The 16,428-nt window shown below is 65.0% G+C and carries 16 protein-coding genes; 11 read left to right on the top strand and 5 right to left on the bottom strand.

Translation table 11 applies throughout. The features are described from left to right. Positions 1–611 precede the first annotated feature (611 nt). The 3 genes from dksA (at position 612) to hslU (ending at position 3,275) form a co-directional block, all read left to right on the top strand. Positions 612–1,031 carry an RNA polymerase-binding protein DksA gene (gene dksA / locus QM685_RS01535; protein ID WP_331601524.1) on the top strand — a complete coding sequence of 140 codons (420 nt, stop codon included), beginning with the start codon at positions 612–614 and terminating at the stop codon, positions 1,029–1,031. 353 nt (positions 1,032–1,384) lie between these two features. Further along, the gene (hslV, locus tag QM685_RS01530; RefSeq protein WP_415112079.1) at positions 1,385–1,921 is read left to right on the top strand and encodes an ATP-dependent protease subunit HslV; all 537 of its coding nucleotides are present in this window, start codon (positions 1,385–1,387) and stop codon (positions 1,919–1,921) included. 13 nt (positions 1,922–1,934) lie between these two features. Then, entirely contained in the window at positions 1,935–3,275 is a 1,341-nt protein-coding gene (gene hslU, locus QM685_RS01525) for an ATP-dependent protease ATPase subunit HslU (protein WP_415112078.1), read from the top strand. A gap of 114 nt (positions 3,276–3,389) precedes the next feature. On the opposite strand, the gene QM685_RS01520 is transcribed toward hslU, so the two are convergent. Together QM685_RS01520 and QM685_RS01515 are read right to left on the bottom strand one after the other, a co-directional pair. Beyond that, positions 3,390–3,932 carry a response regulator transcription factor gene (locus QM685_RS01520; protein WP_415112077.1) on the bottom strand — a complete coding sequence of 181 codons (543 nt, stop codon included), beginning with the start codon at positions 3,930–3,932 and terminating at the stop codon, positions 3,390–3,392. Continuing rightward, a complete protein-coding gene (locus tag QM685_RS01515; RefSeq protein ID WP_415112076.1) occupies positions 3,929–5,239 on the bottom strand; it encodes an ATP-binding protein in 1,311 nt (436 codons plus the stop codon). The genes QM685_RS01520 and QM685_RS01515 overlap by 4 nt, the downstream gene beginning before the upstream one ends. A gap of 127 nt (positions 5,240–5,366) precedes the next feature. On the opposite strand from QM685_RS01515, the gene QM685_RS01510 reads away from it, so the two are divergent. Continuing rightward, on the top strand, positions 5,367–6,719 hold the full coding sequence (locus QM685_RS01510) for a tetratricopeptide repeat protein (protein WP_415112075.1): 1,353 nt from the start codon (positions 5,367–5,369) through the stop codon (positions 6,717–6,719). A gap of 98 nt (positions 6,720–6,817) precedes the next feature. Here the strand turns inward: QM685_RS01510 and QM685_RS01505 are convergent, their stop codons facing one another. Further along, positions 6,818–7,042: a cysteine-rich CWC family protein gene (locus tag QM685_RS01505; RefSeq protein ID WP_415112311.1), complete on the bottom strand. Its 225-nt coding sequence runs from the start codon at positions 7,040–7,042 to the stop codon at positions 6,818–6,820. A 266-nt stretch (positions 7,043–7,308) separates the two neighbouring features. Here QM685_RS01505 and argB point away from each other — a divergent pair, with 266 nt between their 5' ends. The 7 genes from argB (at position 7,309) to QM685_RS01470 (ending at position 14,628) form a co-directional block, all read left to right on the top strand. Continuing rightward, positions 7,309–8,208 (top strand): acetylglutamate kinase, encoded by a 900-nt coding sequence (gene argB, locus QM685_RS01500; RefSeq protein WP_415112074.1) that lies wholly within the window; start codon positions 7,309–7,311, stop codon positions 8,206–8,208. A gap of 97 nt (positions 8,209–8,305) precedes the next feature. Further along, positions 8,306–9,073, top strand: coding sequence for an HAD-IA family hydrolase (locus QM685_RS01495; protein WP_415112073.1), 768 nt, complete (start codon positions 8,306–8,308; stop codon positions 9,071–9,073). A gap of 38 nt (positions 9,074–9,111) precedes the next feature. Beyond that, entirely contained in the window at positions 9,112–9,846 is a 735-nt protein-coding gene (gene slmA / locus QM685_RS01490; RefSeq protein ID WP_415112072.1) for a nucleoid occlusion factor SlmA, read from the top strand. A 327-nt stretch (positions 9,847–10,173) separates the two neighbouring features. Continuing rightward, complete coding sequence (gene metX, locus QM685_RS01485; protein ID WP_415112071.1) at positions 10,174–11,319, top strand: homoserine O-succinyltransferase MetX; 1,146 nt, start codon at positions 10,174–10,176, stop codon at positions 11,317–11,319. Next, positions 11,316–11,924, top strand: a complete 609-nt coding sequence (metW, locus tag QM685_RS01480; protein ID WP_415112070.1) for a methionine biosynthesis protein MetW — start codon at positions 11,316–11,318, stop codon at positions 11,922–11,924. Before metX ends, metW begins: the two co-directional genes overlap by 4 nt. Positions 11,925–11,938: 14 nt before the next feature. Continuing rightward, entirely contained in the window at positions 11,939–13,333 is a 1,395-nt protein-coding gene (locus tag QM685_RS01475) for an AmpG family muropeptide MFS transporter (protein WP_415112069.1), read from the top strand. Next, positions 13,330–14,628, top strand: a complete 1,299-nt coding sequence (locus QM685_RS01470) for a M48 family metallopeptidase (RefSeq protein WP_415112068.1) — start codon at positions 13,330–13,332, stop codon at positions 14,626–14,628. Before QM685_RS01475 ends, QM685_RS01470 begins: the two co-directional genes overlap by 4 nt. 32 nt (positions 14,629–14,660) lie before the next feature. Here QM685_RS01470 and QM685_RS01465 read toward each other — a convergent pair whose 3' ends face one another. Together QM685_RS01465 and QM685_RS01460 are read right to left on the bottom strand one after the other, a co-directional pair. Continuing rightward, complete coding sequence (locus tag QM685_RS01465) at positions 14,661–15,440, bottom strand: exodeoxyribonuclease III (protein WP_415112067.1); 780 nt, start codon at positions 15,438–15,440, stop codon at positions 14,661–14,663. Between the two features lie 67 nt (positions 15,441–15,507). After that, positions 15,508–16,347 (bottom strand): PPK2 family polyphosphate kinase, encoded by an 840-nt coding sequence (locus QM685_RS01460; protein ID WP_415112066.1) that lies wholly within the window; start codon positions 16,345–16,347, stop codon positions 15,508–15,510. Positions 16,348–16,428: the final 81 nt, after the last annotated feature.

Below are 16,428 nucleotides of genomic sequence, written 5' to 3'. Positions count from 1 at the left end.
GGACGCCCACCGCGACTGCGGATTGCAGCCACGCGCGTTAATCATCCGCTGAATACGCTACGTTCACGCAAGACGCGCGAAGGCAACAAGAAAGCAAATCGTATGAAAAGCACGTGAAAACCCTGCTGTATTAAAGCGTGCACGACCATCGCTTTTTGGCCTTGTGCGCGTTATATTTTCGGGATATCAATGCGCCGCTGGCAGATTTCCAGCAGTTGCGGTGCTGGATTGTGATTCAGTTACAATACGTGCCCACTGGAGAATGACAACGAATTACCCGGTTGCGCGTATCCCGCGCCGGGCCCCAAACGGCGCCGGAAAATCTCGTCCGGGGACACGCCGAAAAACGCTGGCGGACATGGCCTGAAAAGGCACGCGGCCGCCGGTAAGCGATGCCTCAGGAGCATTTGAGAATCGGTTTCCAGAGGAGTTCGGCCCCCGCAGCGGCGTAGATAGCAACGCCCGGCGTGTGGGCGCCAGGCGCTTCGGCGTCACGACAGCCCATCGTTCGTGGCCACCCTGCGCCGCGCGTCCGCGCGACGCCTTTGCGGGCAATACGAAAGTGCGGGCACCCTGTAAGAGTTTTGCCTCACATTGAAGAAGTAAGCCAGATGACGACGAAACGACTCTTGACCGAAGCCGAAATCCTGAAGATGAGCGACAAGGATTACATGAATGAGGATCAGCTCGCTTTCTTCAAGAACAGGCTCGAACAGTTGCAGGCGGACATTCTCCGCAATGCCGGCCAGACGACCGAAAACCTGCGCGAAACGGTCATCGTGCCGGATCCGGCCGACCGCGCAACGATCGAGGAAGAACATGCGCTCGAACTGCGCACCCGCGACCGCGAGCGCAAGCTGCTGAAGAAGGTGCAGCAATCGATCGCGCGCATCGAAGCGGGCGAATACGGCTGGTGCGAGGAAACCGGCGAGCCGATCGGCATTCCGCGTCTGCTCGCGCGACCCACGGCCACGCTGTCGCTGGAAGCACAGGAGCGCCGCGAACTGCGCCAGAAGCTGTTCGGCGACTGACCGCCCGCGGCGCGGCTTTGGCCTGGCGCCCGGGAAAACGCTGCTTCGTCGAGAGGCGCACGGTGAACCGTGCGCCTTTTCTTTTTACGCGACATCCGCGCGAACTGCGCCGCGCCACCCTCATCCTCCCCCCTTATCCGCCGTTCCTTCGCCCCCTCTTTTTCCGCTCCCGCAGCCGGTTTCCAGTTTTTCGTCCTATGCCTTCCGGCTGATCTTGATATGACCGCGCACGCCCTAAAATAGATCGGACATGCGCTCACGAGCGCGCCAGCCGGCGCGCCGTCCGCTGACAGGATTCATGCGGTGGCGCGCCGCGCCGCCGCGTCCTACCCGTTTTGCAAAGAGGAACGCATATGGAGCAATTTCACGGCACGACGATCGTTTCCGTGCGCCGCGGCAACAAGGTCGCACTCGGCGGCGACGGCCAGGTGACGCTCGGCAACATCGTCATGAAAGGCGGAGCGAAGAAGGTCCGGCGCATCTACAACGGCAAGGTGCTGGTCGGCTTCGCCGGCGGCACGGCCGACGCCTTCTCGCTGCTCGACCGCTTCGAGGCGAAGCTGGAAAAACATCAGGGCAACCTCACCCGCGCGGCGGTGGAACTCGCGAAGGACTGGCGCACCGACCGCATGCTGCGCCGCCTCGAAGCGATGCTGATTACCGCGGACGCCACCACCACGCTCGTCATCACCGGCAACGGCGACGTGCTCGACCCCGAAGGCGGCATCTGCGCGATCGGTTCGGGCGGCGCCTATGCGCAGGCGGCGGCCAAGGCGCTTGCCGACAACACCGAGCTGGCGCCGCGCGAGATCGTGGAAAAAGCGCTCGAAATCGCTGGCGACATGTGCATCTACACGAATCACAACCGCGTCATTGAGACGATCGAGTAAGGACGGACCCACGATGAGCACCATGACCCCCGCCGAGATCGTCTCCGAACTCGACAAGCACATCATCGGCCAAGGCCGCGCGAAAAAAGCCGTGGCCGTCGCGCTGCGCAATCGCTGGCGCCGTCAGCAGGTCGAAGAGCCGCTGCGCCAGGAAATCACGCCGAAGAACATCCTGATGATCGGTCCGACCGGCGTCGGTAAAACCGAAATTGCGCGGCGTCTCGCGAAGCTCGCCGACGCGCCGTTCATCAAGATCGAAGCCACGAAGTTCACCGAAGTCGGCTACGTGGGCCGCGACGTCGACAGCATCGTGCGCGACCTGATCGAGATTTCGGTCAAGCAGACCCGCGAAACGGAAATGCGCAAGGTGCGGACCAAGGCGGGCGACCTCGCCGAAGACCGCATCCTCGACATCCTGCTGCCGAGCGCGCGCCCGGTGGGTTTCGGCTCGGCCACGAGTTCGGAAAGCAGCGACGAAAGCAGCACGCGGCAGACGTTCCGCAAGCGCCTGCGCGAAGGCCAGCTCGACGACAAGGAAATCGAACTCGACGTCGAGCAGCCGCAGGTCGGCATGGACATCATGGGGCCGCCGGGCATGGAAGACATGACCGAGCAGATCCGCTCGATGTTCGCGAACATCGGCGGTGGCAAGAAAACGCGCCGCAAGCTGAAGGTCAAGGAAGCGCTGAAGGTGCTCACCGACGAAGAAGCCGGCAAGATGCTGAACGACGAGGAGGTGAAAACCAAGGCGGTGCAGAACGTCGAGCAGAACGGCATCGTGTTCCTCGACGAAATCGACAAGATCGCGTCGCGCAACGAGGCCGGCGGCGGCGAGGTGTCCCGTCAGGGCGTGCAGCGCGATCTGCTGCCGCTCGTCGAAGGCACGACGATCAACACCAAGTACGGCATGGTGAAGACCGATCACATCCTGTTCATCGCGAGCGGCGCGTTCCATCTCGCGAAGCCGAGCGATCTGATTCCGGAACTGCAGGGGCGCTTCCCGATTCGCGTCGAACTCGATTCGCTGTCGGTGAATGACTTCGAGTCGATCCTCGTGTCGACGGATGCGAGCCTCGTCAAGCAATATCAGGCGCTGCTCGCCACCGAAGACGTGCACCTCGAATTCGCCAGCGACGGCATTCGCCGTCTCGCGGAGATCGCATACTCGGTGAACGAGAAGACCGAGAACATCGGCGCGCGGCGTCTGTACACGGTGATCGAAAAGCTGCTCGAGGAAGTGTCGTTCTCGGCCGGCAACCATTCGGGCCGCGCCGTGCAGATCGACGCGGCGTATGTCGATCGCGCGCTCAACGAAGTGGCCGAGGACGAAGACCTGTCGCGTTACGTGCTGTGATATCGGTTGAATCCGACGCGTAAAAAACGGGCTGCCTTTGAAAAGGCAGCCCGTTTTCATTTGAGTCGCTCAATACGCGGCGGCGGCTCGAACAGCCAACGCCGTGCCAACCGCTTACTGTTTGACCGGCCGCTTGGCGAGCTTGCGCTGCAACGTCCGCCGATGCATGTTCAACGCACGCGCGGTCGCCGAAATATTGCCGCCGTTTTCAGCGAGCACACGCTGGATATGCTCCCATTCGAGCCGCGCAACCGAAAGCGGCACCGGATGCTCGATTGCCTCTTCGGCCTGCAGCGCGCTCGCCTCGCTTTGCAGCGCCGACAGAATCGTCTCGACATTGGCGGGCTTCGCGAGGTAGTTGTCCGCGCCGTCCTTGACTGCCTGCACCGCGGTGGCGATGCTCGCGTAGCCGGTCAGCACGAGCATGCGCGCATCGGGTTGCAGATCGCGCAACGGCGCGACGAGCGTGAGGCCGGAGTCGTTGCCCAGATGCAGATCGACGGTGATCTCGCTGAACTTCTGCTGATTCGCCAGCCGGATCGCCTCGTCCGCGTTGTGCGCTTCGCTGACCGTGTAGCCGCGCCGCGTCAAACCGCGAGCGAGGATGCCGGAGAACACTTCGTCGTCGTCGATCACCAGAAAATTCTTTTCGCTCATGCCTGTTTCTCCGTGTTGGATGGCGCGGCGCCTTGACGGCTCGCGCCGGAAATTTTGCGCGTGGCGAGCGGCAGTCTCAGCACCGCGCGCGTACCGCGCGGCCTGGCCGCGCGGACGTCGGTCAGCTCGATCGATCCCTTCAGACGCGCCGCCGCCGAAAACGCCAGGTACAGGCCCACGCCGTGGCCGCCCTGCGTGCTGTCCACCGGCATCGCTCCGAGCGAGCCGCGCAGCGCGGCCGGAATGCCCGGACCCGCATCGCACACCTCGAACACGATCTGGTCGCCACGCGGCCCGAGCGCGCACGATAGGGTCACGTGATCGCGGCTGGCGCGCGCGGCGTTGTCGAGCAGGATCGTCAGTATCTGGCCGACGGCCACCGTATCGTCGAGACTGACGTCGGCGGGCGGCGTGCCGAGCCGCTCGAACTTCACGTGCGGATGACGCAGACGCCACTGCCCGGCAAACGATTCGAGCCACTCGTCCACCGGCTGACGGTTCGTCGCCGTCGACGCACGGCTGCGCAGACGCGCAAGCGCCGACGTGCACAGCGTCATCTGCCGCTCGAGCAGTTCGAAGTCGGCGCGATAAGGAGCAAGCCCTTCGTCGGTGCGCGCCGCATCGCGCAATTCTTCGGACAGCATCGCGATTGTAGACAGAGGCGTGCCGATTTCGTGAGCGACGGTGGCGGCCTGCACGCCCAGCGCGACCGCCCGCTCGTCGTGAAGCAGGCGCTGCTGGGCTTCCCCGAGCGCTGCGTCACGTAGCCGCAGCGCCCTCGACATGCGCGCGACGAACCACGCGATCAGCCCGACGCTCACCATGAAGTTGACCCACATGCCGGCGCGGTAGTACTCGAACAGATTCGCGGGATTATCGAGATTGAGCGGCACCGAATCGAAACCGAGCACTGCGTAGCAGGCGACGGCGAACGCCGCAAGCCAGGCCATCAGATGCCAGGGGAGCACGGCCGCGGCGATCGCAAGCGACGGCAGATACAGCGAAACGAACGGATTGGTGGTGCCGCCGGACAGGAACAGCAACGCTGACAACGCGCCGAGATCGACCCAGATCTGCCCGAACAGCTCCATGTTGGACTCGGGCCGCTGCTGCGAAACGCGCCACCACGTGAGCGCGTTGAACATCACCTCGAGTGCGATCACGAGCAGCATCGCGGGCAACGGCAAATTCACGCCGATGAAGATCTGCACGAACGCGATCGTCAGCAACTGACCGATGATCGCGAGGCTGCGCAGCCAGAACAGATGACCGAGATTGACGCGGCCGGTATTGGTTATACGGTGCATGACCCTAGTCTACCCGTTCGGATAGTTCCGGCTCACTGCGCAACCCGACTGCCGGTAACATGACTGTCTTCGGGATAGCGCCGCGCGGGCCCATGCTGCATCGACGATCGTCGCCCGCCATCCATTCATGCCGCTCACCTCCGATCGCGAAGCCGACGCCTTATCCGCTTTTTTGACTTTTGTGCGGGACGCCGTCGCCGCGCGAGCAAACGGCACGGCGGCAGTGGAAGCCCGTTGCCTCGATGCCGCGGCCGGACTGCATCCGCTCGACGGTGCCTCGCCCGACACACTCGTTTCCACGCTGCTCGAGCAGCAGCGCCACGCCGAAGCGATCGCGCCGTATCGCCGCGCGCTCGCGCTCGATCCGGCGCTGCCGCAGCTACGCAGCAATCTTGCCGGCGCGCTAGCCCTCACCGGCAGCGACCTGAACGAACAGCTCGCGCTTCTCGAAAGTGCCGTCCGCAATACGCCCGACGACGGCAACGCATGGATCAATCTCGCCAACGCGTATCGCAGGAATCTGGACCTGCCCCGCGCGCTCGAAGCCGGCGCGCAGGCCGTGCAATGCGCGCCACAGAGCCCGCTGGGCTACAACAACTATGCGCTGACGCTCCGCGAAGCGCAACGCTGGGACGAAGCCGAACAGGCCGCCACGACGGCCTGCGAGCTCGCGCCGGGGAACCCCACGATGCGCTCGAACCTCGGCATGCTGCGGCTCGTGCGCGGCAACTACGTGCAGGGATGGCCGTCGCACGAGGCGCGCTGGGACGGCTCGCTGGAGCTCGGCGGCAACCGTCCGGTGATGCCGGCGCCGACCTGGCGCGGCGAGCCGCTCGCCGGCAAAACGCTGCTGGTATGGGGCGAACAGGGTATGGGCGACGTGCTTCAATTCAGCCGCTATATCCCGATGCTGGCCGGGCGCGTTCATCGCGAGGGCGGCCGCGTCGTCTGGAATTCGTTTCCGCAGATGGGCGCGCTGCTCGCGCGCAGCCTCGGCGCTCAAGTGGACAGCTATTCGTCCGGTGGGGGCGTCGAAGCACTGCCGCCGATGGATTATGAAATTCCGCTGCTCAGCCTGCCGCTGATCTTCGGCACGCGTGAGGAGACCATTCCGGCCGCGTTGCCGTATCTGTTCGCGGACGCGGCGGCCTGCGAGTCGTGGCGCAGGCGGCTTGCCGGCGGACGCTGCCTGAAGGTCGGACTCACATGGACCGGCAGCCGCGGCCATCAGCGCAATCCGTTTCGCAGCGTCGGCTGGCGGCGCTATGCCGCGCATTTCGCCGACCTCGGCGAAGTCCGGTTCTATTCGCTGCAACCGGGCGCGGCCGACGAGGTCGCCGCCGCCCGCGCGGCCGGCCTGCGGATGATCGACCCGCGCGTCACGCTGTACCGGCGGCCGCGGTTCGGCGAATGGGAGCCGCCGCTGGAGGCGGTTGCCCGTGATTTGCGGGCGCTGGCGGCCCGGAATCGGGGGGAGTAGACGGGCCTGCCCTTGCGGCGGTTTCGCGATGACGCGGCGGCAAATCCCGCCGCTCACGCCAGCGGCGCTCCCCGCCAACCAGCCCCAATCAGCATCAGTCAGGACCGGTCACCCCCAGCTTCCCCTCGCGCCGCCCGTGCGATCTCCTCGGTGAGGCATTCCGGACACAGACACGTACTCGCCGGGTCGAGCCGGTCGGCCGGCAGCGGCGGCAACTCGCGGCACCAGCAATTGGCCGCCCCCGTCCGCATGCAGCAGTCGAATGCAATGCCGCAGCGCGGACAGCGCGCGCTGCGTCCGGAGCCGGTGAAAGACGGGTTCATCGCGAGGTGCAGGAGATTGCCGGGCACATTGTTCGACCAATGATGCCATGTCGCCGCGCCCAGGTGCAGTCGTCCATCCGGCCGATTCACAGCCGTCACGCAAGCGCGTTAAGCTTGCTCCTCGACCCGCCTCCGAGGCCCGTCATGGTGCGGCACGCCAAACCCGCATCGCCCGTCGCTTGCGACGCTGCCCAAAACCCTGTTGCAGCGCGCCAGTCCTGTACAATTCGCGCTGTTTTAACTGTCCCGTGCCCGAGCCTGCCGCCATGTCCGAGCTTCCCGACCTTTCGCAGATTGCGCCCACCCTGAAGGCTGAAATCCTGGCCGAGGCGCTGCCTTACATTCGCCAGTATCACGGCAAGACCGTGGTCATCAAATACGGCGGCAACGCCATGATCGAGGAGCGACTCAAGCAGGGCTTCGCGCGCGACGTGATTCTGCTGAAGCTGGTCGGCATCAACCCGGTCATCGTGCACGGCGGCGGTCCGCAAATCGACCAGGCGCTGAAGAAAATCGGCAAACAGGGCACGTTCATCCAGGGCATGCGCGTCACCGACGAAGAGACGATGGAAGTCGTCGAATGGGTGCTCGGCGGCGAGGTGCAGCAGGACATCGTGATGCTGATCAACCACTTCGGCGGCCACGCGGTCGGCCTGACCGGCAAGGACGGCGGCCTGATCCACGCGCGCAAGATGCTGATGCCGGATCGCGACAATCCGGGCCAGTACGTCGACATCGGCCAGGTCGGCGAAGTCGAGGCGATCAACCCGGCCGTCGTGAAAGCGCTGCAGGACGATGCGTTCATCCCGGTGATCTCGCCGATCGGCTGCGGCGACGACGGCCTGTCGTACAACATCAACGCGGACCTCGTCGCGGGCAAGCTGGCGGTCGTGCTGAACGCCGAAAAGCTCGTGATGATGACCAACATCCCCGGCGTGATGGACAAGGAAGGCAATCTGCTGACCGACCTGTCGGCGCGCGAAATCGACGGCCTGTTCGCCGACGGCACGATCTCCGGCGGCATGCTGCCGAAAATCTCGTCCGCGCTCGATGCGGCGAAGAGCGGCGTGCGCTCGGTGCACATCATCGACGGCCGGATCGAGCACTCGGTGCTGCTCGAGATTCTGACCGAACAGCCGTTCGGTACGATGATCCGCTCGCATTGATCGCTACGGCCAACCCGGCACAAGCGGCGCGCCGCCGTGGCGCGGCGCCCGCATCCGCTGCATGAAGCGCCCGCCGGCATCCGAAGGCCTCCACACCATGCGCACCCTTACTTCGCGGCGCCGCCGTCCCGACATCGCGGGCGGCAAGCCGGTCTGGCTGTTCGATCTCGACAACACGCTGCATCACGCGTCGCACGCAATCTTCCCGGCGATCAACCACGCGATGACGCAGTACATCGTCGGCGCGCTGCAGGTCGGCATCGACGAAGCCAATCGCCTGCGCACCGGCTACACGCTGCGCTACGGCGCCGCGCTGCTCGGCCTCACGCGCCACCATCCGCTCGACGCGCACGACTTCCTGAAAGTCGTCCACACGTTCCCTGATCTCGGCTCGATGATCCGCCACGAACGCGGCGTCGCGCGTCTCGTCGCGGCGCTGCCGGGCCGCAAGATCGTGCTGACCAACGCGCCCGAGGCTTACGCGCGCGCGGTGCTCGCCGAGCTGCGCATCGAGCGGCTGTTCGAGCGCGTGATCGCGATCGAGCACATGCGCGACCGCCGCCAGTGGCGCGCAAAGCCCGACCACACGATGCTGCGCCGCGCGATGCGTGACGCGCACGTGTCACTGAAAGACGCGATCCTCGTCGAAGACACCCGCTCGCATCTGAAAAACTACCGGCGGCTCGGCATCCGCACGATGTGGATCACCGGCCACCTGCCGCGCAAGCCGCGCGCGGACGGCGTGCCGACACGCCTGCCGGGAACCGGCCGGCCGCACTATGTCGACCGCAGCATTCGTTCGCTAAAATCGTTACGACTGAGCACGCGCTCAGTTCGATGGAAGGGACGCAAGCCGGGACAATAGGACGAAAGCCGCCACGACAGCAGCGGGGGACGATAGCCATGCAGCCGATCGACAAGCCTGATGAAGCCTTAGCCGAAGCCTCCCCCGCGACGCCCGCCGCCGCGCCCGCCACGGCACGGGCACCGCGCCCGAAGCCGGGCGAGCGCCGCGTGCACATCCTGCAGACGCTCGCCGGCATGCTCGAGGCGCCGAAGAGCGAAAAGATCACGACGGCGGCGCTCGCCGCCCGGCTCGGCGTCTCGGAAGCCGCGCTGTACCGTCATTTCGCCAGCAAGGCGCAGATGTTCGAAGGACTGATCGAGTTCATCGAGCAGACGCTGTTCGGGCTCATCAACCAGATCACGAGCCACGAAAGCAACGGCGTGCTGCAAGCGCGCGCAATCGCGCTGATGCTGCTCAACTTTCCCGCGAAGAATCCCGGCATGACGCGCGTGCTGACCTGCGAGGCGCTGGTCGGCGAGCACGAGCGGCTGACCGAGCGCGTGAACCAGATGCTCGAGCGCATCGAGGCGTCGCTGAAGCAATGTCTGCGGCTCGCGCAAACAGAGGCGCTTGCCAGCGCAAACAGCAACGGCGCCGGCAACGTCGAGGCCGATGCCGGGCCGGAGGCCACGCCACAAGCCGCGGCGCTGCCCGCCGGCTACGATCCGGCGATCCGCGCAAGCCTGCTGCTGAGCTACGTGATCGGCCGCTGGCACCGCTATGCGCGCAGCGGTTTCGCGCGCCCACCCGCCGAACACGCGGACGCGCAACTGCTGCTGATTCTCCAGTAGCGCTTGCGGCGCGCAACGCCCGCGCGGCGCCTTTACAGCGCCGGCCGCGACGCTGCCGCGCGGAATTTTCCGCTATACTTTGCGCCTGACGCGTCCGCTACGTTTCAATGCACGCCGCACCGCGTTCAGGAATTCCCGAATACGCAACACCCTTTTGCACCATCTCACGCGCCGATTTGCTGACTCGATTGCGGGCGCGCGAACCACCGGCCACAGGTCCGCGGTTCACTATAAATGCGGCTAAAGAGGTCGTCAGCCGCGCACACAGTCCTTCTCCGTGCTTCGCCGACGCCGTTTAGCCGCCCTGTTGACTCAATGGCGGAATGAATGGAATCCATCGGCATCGTCGCTCCCCAGAAAATGCATTTCACCGAGCCGCTGCAATTGCGCAACGGCAGCTCGCTCGCCGGCTATGACCTGATGGTCGAGACCTACGGCACGCTCAATGCCGCGCGCAGCAACGCGGTGCTCGTGTGCCACGCGCTCAACGCGTCGCATCACGTGGCGGGCGTCTATGCCGACAATTCGAAGGACGTCGGCTGGTGGGACAACATGGTCGGCCCCGGCAAGCCGCTCGACACCGACAGATTCTTCGTGATCGGCGTGAACAACCTCGGCTCGTGCTTCGGCTCGACCGGGCCGATGAGCGTCGACCCAGCCACCGGCAAGCCGTACGGCGCGGCGTTTCCGGTCGTCACCGTCGAAGACTGGGTCAACGCGCAGGCGCGCGTCGCCGACGCGTTCGGCATCACGCGCTTCGCCGCGGTGATGGGCGGCAGCCTCGGCGGCATGCAGGCGCTCGCGTGGAGCATGATGTACCCGGAGTGCGTCGCGCATTGCATCGTGGTCGCATCGACACCGAAGCTCTCGGCGCAGAACATCGCGTTCAACGAGGTCGCGCGCTCGGCGATCCTGTCAGATCCGGACTTTCACGGCGGCAACTACTACGCGCACGGCGTGAAGCCGAAGCGGGGCTTGCGCGTCGCGCGCATGATCGGCCACATCACGTACCTGTCGGACGACGACATGGCCGAAAAATTCGGCCGTTCGCTGCGCCGCGCGGAAGGCGCGCTCGACGACTACAACTTCAGCTTCGACGTCGAGTTCGAGGTGGAATCGTATCTGCGCTACCAGGGCGACAAGTTCGCCGACTACTTCGATGCGAACACCTACCTGCTGATCACGCGCGCGCTCGACTACTTCGACCCGGCCAAGGCCTTCGACGGCGATCTGACCGCCGCGCTCGCGCACACCACCGCGAAGTATCTGATCGCGAGCTTCACGACCGACTGGCGTTTCGCGCCGGCGCGCTCGCGCGAACTGGTGAAGGCCCTGCTCGATCACAAGCGCACCGTCACGTACGCGGAGATCGACGCGCCGCACGGCCACGACGCTTTCCTGCTCGACGACGCGCGCTATCACAACCTGCTGCGCGCCTACTACGAACGCATTGCAAACGAGGTCAACGCATGAACCAGCGAGCACTCGATTACCTGGCGCTGCGCCCGGACTTCCGCGCGATCGCCCGCTGGGTCGAACCGCGCGCGACCGTGCTCGATCTCGGCTGTGGCGACGGCTCGCTGCTGTCGCTGCTGACCGAGGAGCTCGACGTGCAGGGCTACGGCATCGAGATCAACGACGCCGGCGTGCTGGCCGCGACACAAAACGGCGTGAACGTGATCCAGCAGAACCTCGAAGACGGCCTGCGTCTGTTCGAAGACGGCAGCTTTGATTTCGCGGTCCTGTCGCAGACGCTGCAAACCATCCACCAGACCGCGGCGATCCTGCGCGAGACGGTGCGCGTCGGCAAGCAATGCATCGTGTCGTTTCCGAATTTCGGCTACTGGACGCATCGGCTGTCGGTGCTGAAGGGGCGCATGCCGGTGTCGAAGTCGCTGCCTTATCAATGGCACAACACGCCGAACGTGCGCGTGCTGACGATCAGGGACTTCGAAGCGCTCGCCCCCGAAGTCGGCATCGAAATTCTCGACCGCGTCGTACTGCACGACGGACAGGCGGTGCGTTGGGGCGTGAACTGGCGTGGTAGTCTTGCGGTCTATCGCGTCAAGAAAAGCTAACGTCACTTATCCACATGTCGAACCCGCCGCACGAGGCGCCCGCACTTACCGCTCACGAAGAACATCCCGGCTGGCGCGCGTTCCTGAATACGCGCATGCTGATCTGCGTCTTTCTCGGCTTCACGTCGGGATTGCCGCTGTTTACGCTCGTCTATCTCGTACAGGCGTGGCTGCGCTCCGAAGGCGTCAATCTGAAGGAAATCGGCCTCTTTGCGCTGATCCAGTTTCCGTACACGTGGAAATTCGTCTGGGCGCCGCTGATGGACCGCTACGTGCCGCGGCTGCCGGGCTGGCGGCCGGGCAGACGGCGCGGCTGGATGCTGGTCACGCAACTGCTCGTGGCGGGCGCGATGGCGACGCTCGGCTTCGTGTCGCCGCGCGAATCGATCTGGACCGTCGCCGCGCTGACCGCGCTGGTCGCGTTCTTCGGCGCGAGTTCGGACATCGTGATCGACGCGTACCGGCGTGAATTGCTGAGCGACACGCAGCAGGGCCTCGGCAACGCGGTGCACGTGAACGCGTACAAGATCGCGGCGCTCGTGCCCGGCTCGCTCGCGCTGATCCTGTCCGACCATCTGCCGTGGAGCACGGTGTTCATCGTGACGGCCGCGTTCATGCTGCCGGGTATGGTGATGACGCTGGTGGTGCGCGAGCCCGAGGTGCACGGCAAGCCGCCGAAGAATCTGCGCGAAGCAATCGTCGAGCCGTTCCGGGAATTCATCCAGCGCGACGGCTGGCGCGGTGCGCTCTTCGTGCTCGGCTTCATCTTCCTGTACAAGCTCGGCGACACGATGGCGACCACGCTGTCCACGTCGTTCTTCCTCGACATCGGTTTCTCGCGCACGCAGATCGGTGTGATCGCGAAGACGACCGCGTTCGGCGCGAGTCTCGCGGGCGGCATCGTCGGCGGAATCTGGCTGATGAAAATCGGCATCGGCCGCGGTTTGTGGATTTTCGGTTTGCTGCAGATGGTGTCGACGCTCGGTTTCGCATGGCTCGCGCATCTCGGGCCGGATTCGCCCGGCCTCACCGAGATTTACAACATCGCAGTCGTGCTGAGCCAGGGGACGACGAAGCTGCTCTCGTTCGTCGGCATCGACTGGAGCGTGCAGTTCGACCCGCGCTCGGTGGCACTCGCACTCGTGTACGGCTTCGAAACCTTCGCCACCGGCCTGACGATGGCCGCGTTCACCGCGTATATCGCCAGCACCACCGATCCGCGCTACACCGCGACGCAGTTCGCGCTGTTCACGAGCCTCGCGTCGGTGCCGCGCACGCTCGCGTCGGCGGCGAGCGGCTATGTGGTCGCGCAGATCGGCTGGTTCGATTATTTCATCCTGTGTACCGCGCTCGCGGTGCCCGGCATGTTGCTGCTGTTGCGTATCGCGCCGTGGAGGGCCCAGTCGTGAAGACGCGGTTCCCGACGCGCATGCGGCAACTCGCCACGAGCCGCGCTTTATCGATCGACGTGAGTCGCGCGGCGCGGCGCGCGGCATGGGCGTTCGGCTGCGCGAGCATCGCGCTGATGGCGCCGTCGGGCGCGCATGCGGCCGGCGCGAGCGCGGCTAACAGCGCGGCGACGCCCGCTCCAGCCGCAACCAGTGGTACAGCCGGCACGACGACCGGCGCGGCGGCGGCGCCCGCGGCCAAATCCACGACAAGCGCCGCCAGTGCCGAAAATGCGACATCGGCAACGCCCGGTGCGACAGCGGGCGCAAGCGCAGGCACAAGCAGCAGCACAAACACCGGCCCGAACACTACCACCCCAGGCGCGCCCGGCAGTGCTACGTCCGCCGCCCCCGGCTCCGCGCCCCAGCCCGCGCAACCCTCCACCGCCGCCAGAGCGCCCGCCGCAACCTCCGCGCCGATCTCCGTCCCGCCGCCGTACTACGTGAGCCCGCAACTGCGCTATGGCGGCTACATGGTGTTCCGCAATCTGATCCCGTCGCCGATGCTCGAAGCGCAAGCCGCCGAGGAATTCAACCAGATCGTCTACGGCGCCGAACATGCGAATCGCCTCTACGGCGACACCGATGCGCGCGTCACACGCGTGCGCTCGATCGTCGACAAGATGATCCCGTACTCGCTGAAATGGAACGAGCGGGCCAAGAGCTGGAAGTGGGACGTGGCGGTGGTGCGTTCGAACGACATCCGCATGTACTGCCTGCCGGGCGGCAAGATCGTCATTTATAGCGGACTGCTCGACCGCATACGCCTGAACGACAACGAACTCGGCATGCTGATCGGCCACGAAATCGCGCATGCGTTACGCGAGCACGCGCGCATGCGGCTCGGTCAGCTTCAGGCGAGTCAGCTCGATTCGTCGGGCACGATCCCGCAACTGTTCGGTCTCGCCGATCTCGGCATGGCGCCGCTCGGCATCGGTTCGCGTCTGCTGGAAATGAAGTACGAAAGCACCGACGAAACCGAAGCCGATGTGATCGGCAGCGATATCGCGTCGCGCGCCGGCTTCGATCCGCGCGCGGCGGTCACGCTGTGGGACAAGCTCGCGCAGGCGACGCGCGGCAACGGCGAACGCGGCTTCATCTATGTCCACCCGTACACGCCGGAACGCCGCGAGGACATCATCAAGCGGCTGCCGGACATGCTGCCGCTCTACGCGAAGGCGATCGGCAAGAGCGTCGCCACGCTGCCCGATTACCCGGGCGTCGACCGGCCGGCGCGCAAGCCGGCCCGCGACTGATACCGAACCGCGGTGCGAGCGCCGCGGCGTGCTTACTTCCTGACCTTGTGGTCGTAATCGACGGTCAGCGGCGCATGGTCGCTGAACTTGATGTCGCGGAACACGTCGGTGCGCTTCGCCTTGCCCGCGATGCCCGGCGTCGCGATCTGGTAGTCGATCCGCCACCCGACGTTCTTCGCATACGCCTGGCCGCGATTGCTCCACCATGTGTACTGTTCCGGGCGTTGATCGAGCGTGCGGAACACGTCGACATAACCGACGTCGTCGAACAGTTTGTCGAGCCACGCGCGCTCTTCCGGCAGGCAACCGGAGTTCTTCTGGTTGCTCTTCCAGTTCTTGATGTCGATTTCCTTGTGGACGATGTTCACGTCGCCGCACACGATCACCTCGCGCTCCTGAGACAGTTCGGCGAGATGCGGCATGAATTCGTCCATGAAGCGGAACTTGGCCTGCTGACGCTCCTCGCCGCTCGAACCGGACGGCACGTACACCGAGATCACCGACAGCTTGCCGAAGCGCAGTTCGACATAGCGCCCTTCCGGATCGAACTCCTCGCTGCCGAAGCCGATCACCACTTCGTCCGGCTCGTGACGCGTGTAGACGCCCGCGCCGCTATAGCCCTTCTTCACCGCATGCTGGAAATAACCGGTGAAACCGTGCGGCGCGAGAAATTCCGGCGTCATGTCGTCCTGCGAGCATTTGATTTCCTGCACGCACAGCACGTCGGCCTTCTGTTCGCCGAACCAGTCGAAAAAGCCCTTCTTCGCCGCCGAGCGAATGCCGTTCAGGTTGGCGGTAATCACACGCAACATGTCGTTCCTCTTATGTTCGATTCATTTCCGAAGCCAAAGGGCCCGGCCGTTTTCACTCGACCTTGATTCACTCGACCTTGACGCCCTTCAGCGATTCCTTCGCGGGCGGATACTCGAGATTCAGCGCATCGAGCGCGCGCACCAGCAATTCGGCGACCATCACGTTGCGATGGGTCTTCGAGTCGGCGGGAATCACGTACCACGGCGCGTACCCGGTCGACGTCGCGGCGAGCGCGTCGCGATACGCCGACTGATAGGCGTCCCACTCCTTGCGCGCCTCGAGATCGGACACGTCGAATTTCCAGTGCTTCTGTGGATCGTCGATACGCGCCTGCAGACGCGCGCGCTGCTCGTCCTTCGAAATGTGCAGCATGCACTTGAGAATCGTCGTGCCGCTGTCCGCGAGCATGTCCTCGAACTGGCGGATATGGCGGCAGCGCCGCTCGAACGCGTCGGCGTCGAGTTCGCCGAGCACGGCCGGCACGAGCAGGTCTTCGTAGTGGCTGCGGTTGAAGATCGTCAGCTCGCCGGCCGCGGGCACCTGCGAATGCACGCGCCACAGGAAGTCGTGCGCGAGCTCGACCGGCGTCGGCGCCTTGAACGGCACGACGCGCAGGCCGAGCGGATCGACTTCGTGAAACACCGCGCGGATCGTGCCGTCCTTGCCGCTCGTGTCCATCCCTTGCAGCACCAGCAGCACGCGGCGCTTGCGTTGCGCGTGCAGCCGCTCCTGCAGGTTGTCGAGCTGCAAACCGATCTCCGATAATCGCGCGCGATCCGCCTCTTTCGAGCCCTTCGAGAACGGCTTCGCGGCCGGGTCGAAATCGTCGAGCGAGAAGGAGGTTTTCTTTTTGCCGTCGTCGAAATACGGCACGCGGAAATCGTCGAGATCGGGTTGCTTCGACATACATACACTCCGTGGTCTGCGCTTGTCTGCGTCTGTATGCGCGTTTGGGCGGTTCAGGCGGCTCCGCAAGATAAAACGGGC

This window comes from Paraburkholderia sp. (assembly GCF_047605525.1).
GTDB lineage: Bacteria > Pseudomonadota > Gammaproteobacteria > Burkholderiales > Burkholderiaceae > Paraburkholderia.
This window is presented reverse-complemented; position numbering and strand designations above follow the sequence as displayed.

Excerpts from the sequence above, each read along its gene's own strand:
- metX (WP_415112071.1), top strand. The coding sequence starts at position 10,174 with ATGGAATCCATCGGCATCGTCGCTCCCCAGAAAATGCATTTCACCGAG.
- QM685_RS01465 (WP_415112067.1), bottom strand. The coding sequence starts at position 15,440 with ATGTTGCGTGTGATTACCGCCAACCTGAACGGCATTCGCTCGGCGGCG.
- QM685_RS01505 (WP_415112311.1), bottom strand. The coding sequence starts at position 7,042 with ATGAACCCGTCTTTCACCGGCTCCGGACGCAGCGCGCGCTGTCCGCGC.
- QM685_RS01510 (WP_415112075.1), top strand. The coding sequence starts at position 5,367 with ATGCCGCTCACCTCCGATCGCGAAGCCGACGCCTTATCCGCTTTTTTG.
- QM685_RS01460 (WP_415112066.1), bottom strand. The coding sequence starts at position 16,347 with ATGTCGAAGCAACCCGATCTCGACGATTTCCGCGTGCCGTATTTCGAC.
- QM685_RS01475 (WP_415112069.1), top strand. The coding sequence starts at position 11,939 with ATGTCGAACCCGCCGCACGAGGCGCCCGCACTTACCGCTCACGAAGAA.
- QM685_RS01520 (WP_415112077.1), bottom strand. The coding sequence starts at position 3,932 with ATGAGCGAAAAGAATTTTCTGGTGATCGACGACGACGAAGTGTTCTCC.
- dksA (WP_331601524.1), top strand. The coding sequence starts at position 612 with ATGACGACGAAACGACTCTTGACCGAAGCCGAAATCCTGAAGATGAGC.
- hslU (WP_415112078.1), top strand. The coding sequence starts at position 1,935 with ATGAGCACCATGACCCCCGCCGAGATCGTCTCCGAACTCGACAAGCAC.
- slmA (WP_415112072.1), top strand. The coding sequence starts at position 9,112 with ATGCAGCCGATCGACAAGCCTGATGAAGCCTTAGCCGAAGCCTCCCCC.
- QM685_RS01495 (WP_415112073.1), top strand. The coding sequence starts at position 8,306 with ATGCGCACCCTTACTTCGCGGCGCCGCCGTCCCGACATCGCGGGCGGC.
- argB (WP_415112074.1), top strand. The coding sequence starts at position 7,309 with ATGTCCGAGCTTCCCGACCTTTCGCAGATTGCGCCCACCCTGAAGGCT.
- hslV (WP_415112079.1), top strand. The coding sequence starts at position 1,385 with ATGGAGCAATTTCACGGCACGACGATCGTTTCCGTGCGCCGCGGCAAC.
- QM685_RS01515 (WP_415112076.1), bottom strand. The coding sequence starts at position 5,239 with ATGCACCGTATAACCAATACCGGCCGCGTCAATCTCGGTCATCTGTTC.
- metW (WP_415112070.1), top strand. The coding sequence starts at position 11,316 with ATGAACCAGCGAGCACTCGATTACCTGGCGCTGCGCCCGGACTTCCGC.